This window comes from Okeania sp. SIO1H4, assembly GCF_010672695.1.
Taxonomy (GTDB): Bacteria; Cyanobacteriota; Cyanobacteriia; order Cyanobacteriales; family Microcoleaceae; genus Okeania; species Okeania hirsuta.
The window spans coordinates 1-2,457 of record NZ_JAAHGB010000161.1 but is presented as its reverse complement, the minus strand read 5'-3'; the positions used below and the strand labels follow the sequence as shown (position 1 = coordinate 2,457).

The following is a 2,457-nucleotide window of genomic DNA, read 5'->3' as shown; positions in this document are numbered from 1 at the left end:
AGTATTAATAAAATAAATCTAGGAAATAAACAAGCTTATGCATTAAACTATAACGGACAAATTCCCGGACCGAGATTAGAAGCAAAACCAGGAGATACAATTAGGATTAATTTTACTAACAAATTACCACAACCGACAAACATCCATTATCACGGATTACATATTCCCATCACTGGAAACGCTGATAACGTATTTCTGAAAATTGCACCAGGCGATCGCCTGACATATCAATTCCAAATTCCTCAAAATCATCCGGCGGGAATGTTCTGGTATCATCCCCATTTCCATAGTCTGACAGCAGAACAACTTTTTGGTGGGTTGGCAGGATTATTTATTGTTCGGGCAGAGTTGGATGAAATTCCCGAAGTTAAGGCGGCTGAGGAAAAATTTTTAGTATTGCAAGACTTTGCTCTAGACCGACAAGGAAATTTACTGCCATCCCAGGAACTTTCAATTATGACCGGAAGAGAGGGAGATTTAATTACCGTCAACGGTCAGTCTAATCCTAACTTGATAATTCCACCTCAAGGTTTGTTACGGTTACGAATTCTCAATGCTTCCACTTCCCGGTTTTATCAGTTATCTCTTGAAGAACACCCATTTTATTTAATTGCCACTGATGGAGGAGCATTAACTGAACCCATAGAAATGTCAGAACTTTTATCATTTTCTTTGTGGGTTTAATACCCCACCGTCTACACGGTGTTCAAAATTACTTGGGGTGAGAATCCCCATGTAATTTTCCTCCTGTCTCCTGTCTCCTGTCTCCTGTCTCCTTCTTCAATAACTCCTGGAGAAAGAGCAGATATTTTAATCCAAGCTAACCGAGAACCGGGAAAATATCGCTTGTTGAATTTACCCTATAAACGAGTAGGTATGGGGATGATGGGGAGGAATGCTCCTGAAAATCAACCACAAGTCTTAGCAACCGTAAGTTATGACACCAAGGTTGCTGTTGTACCATTGCCAACTAAACTAATACCAGTAGAAGCATTGCCAAAAGCTCAAAAGGTACGTCATTTTCAGATGAATCATGGCATGATACCCAGTCAAGGCATGGCATTTGTGTTTAATGGTCAACCATATCAGCTAGAAAGAATTGATACTCAAGTTCAGCTTAATACAGTTGAAGACTGGGAATTAATTAACACAGGTATAATGGATCATCCCTTTCATGTTCATGGCAATGCTTTTCAAGTTGTGAGTCGGAATGGGAAACCAGAACCCTATCTCGCGTGGAAGGATGTGGTATTGGTGAGACCGGGAGAGAAAGTGCTGATTAGAATACCTTTCCGAGATTTTCCTGGAAAGACTGTTTATCATTGTCATATTCTCGACCATGAAGATTTGGGAATGATGGGTAATCTAGAAATTCAGGCTTAAGTAGGGTTTGCTGAAAAAAGCAAAGGGTGGGAAGTGTGGGGAGTGTGGGGAGGGTGGAAAAGCAGAGAAAGTAGGAGGAATAATTGTTCAGGAGATTTTTCTGCCCCCCTCACCCCACGCATTCTCACTTTTTGAGGGTTTATATCATGTCCGGTAGCATCGGTATTGTATAGTGAAGTAAGGAACAAGGAAGAAGGAAGAAGGAAGAGGGAAGAGGGAAGAAGGCTTAAAAGCTTGAAAAAACCTAAATTTCCTGTAGATATTCACCCTTAGTTTTACACAAACGATACCAGCGGACATGATATTAGGATTAAAATAGGCGCACTTTTTTCGATTCTAAAAAGGCTAAAACCTTTATTGACCATTGCTTTAAGATTTAATCAGCAAGCCCTAAGTAGTAAGGTTTATAGCAGTTGAAGCAAAGGGTGCGGACAGATAGAGAAGCTCTAAAACTCAGACAACGTAATACTTTTCCTTCTTCCTTCTTCCTTCTTTCTTCTGCTATATAATCAAAAAAAGCACTTATAGATTATTTGAGGCAATAGTAATGAAAAAATTTTTCTCTAATTGGATACAGTCTTTAGTTGCTGGTGTGGCAGTTGCCGGAGTTTTGGGTACTGCATATTTTACTTTTATTGGTTTACCCGAGAATTCCACCCTGAATAAAACAGCTCAGACTGTTGATAACTCTGATTTATCCACAACAGACGTAGCATCACAAGCACTTAATATTACTGTCTACCGCACTCCCACTTGTGGATGCTGTAAGGGGTGGGTGGAACATATCAAGCAAAACGGTTTTCAAGTCACTGATATTGTTAAACCAGAGTCAGAAATTCAAACTATTCGGCAAAAATATAATCTACCCTCAAATTTGGCTTCTTGTCATACAAGCGAAATTGCTGGTTATCTTGTAGAAGGTCATACCCCAGTAGCAGACATAAAAAATTTAATAGCAAATAAACCAAATATTGCTGGAATTAGTGTTCCCGGAATGCCTATTGGCACCCCTGGTATGGAAATGGGCGATCGCCAAGAATCTTTTAATGTCTTTGCCTTTAAAAAAGATGGTCA

Annotated in this window: 4 protein-coding genes; all 4 read left to right on the top strand. The window is 39.6% G+C overall.

Annotated elements, in window-relative coordinates; genetic code table 11:
- Positions 1–684 (top strand): multicopper oxidase family protein (locus F6K06_RS34470; protein WP_353734932.1); only part of this gene is annotated, 684 nt, incomplete at its 5' end.
- Positions 685–702: 18 nt separating this feature from the next.
- On the top strand, positions 703–1,383 hold the full coding sequence (locus tag F6K06_RS34465) for a multicopper oxidase domain-containing protein (protein WP_353734933.1): 681 nt from the start codon (positions 703–705) through the stop codon (positions 1,381–1,383).
- Positions 1,384–1,390: 7 nt separating this feature from the next.
- Entirely contained in the window at positions 1,391–1,540 is a 150-nt protein-coding gene (locus F6K06_RS33350) for a hypothetical protein (RefSeq protein ID WP_287287192.1), read from the top strand.
- Between the two features lie 390 nt (positions 1,541–1,930).
- Positions 1,931–2,457: DUF411 domain-containing protein (locus F6K06_RS33345; protein WP_133433989.1), on the top strand; the 527-nt coding region annotated here is incomplete at its 3' end.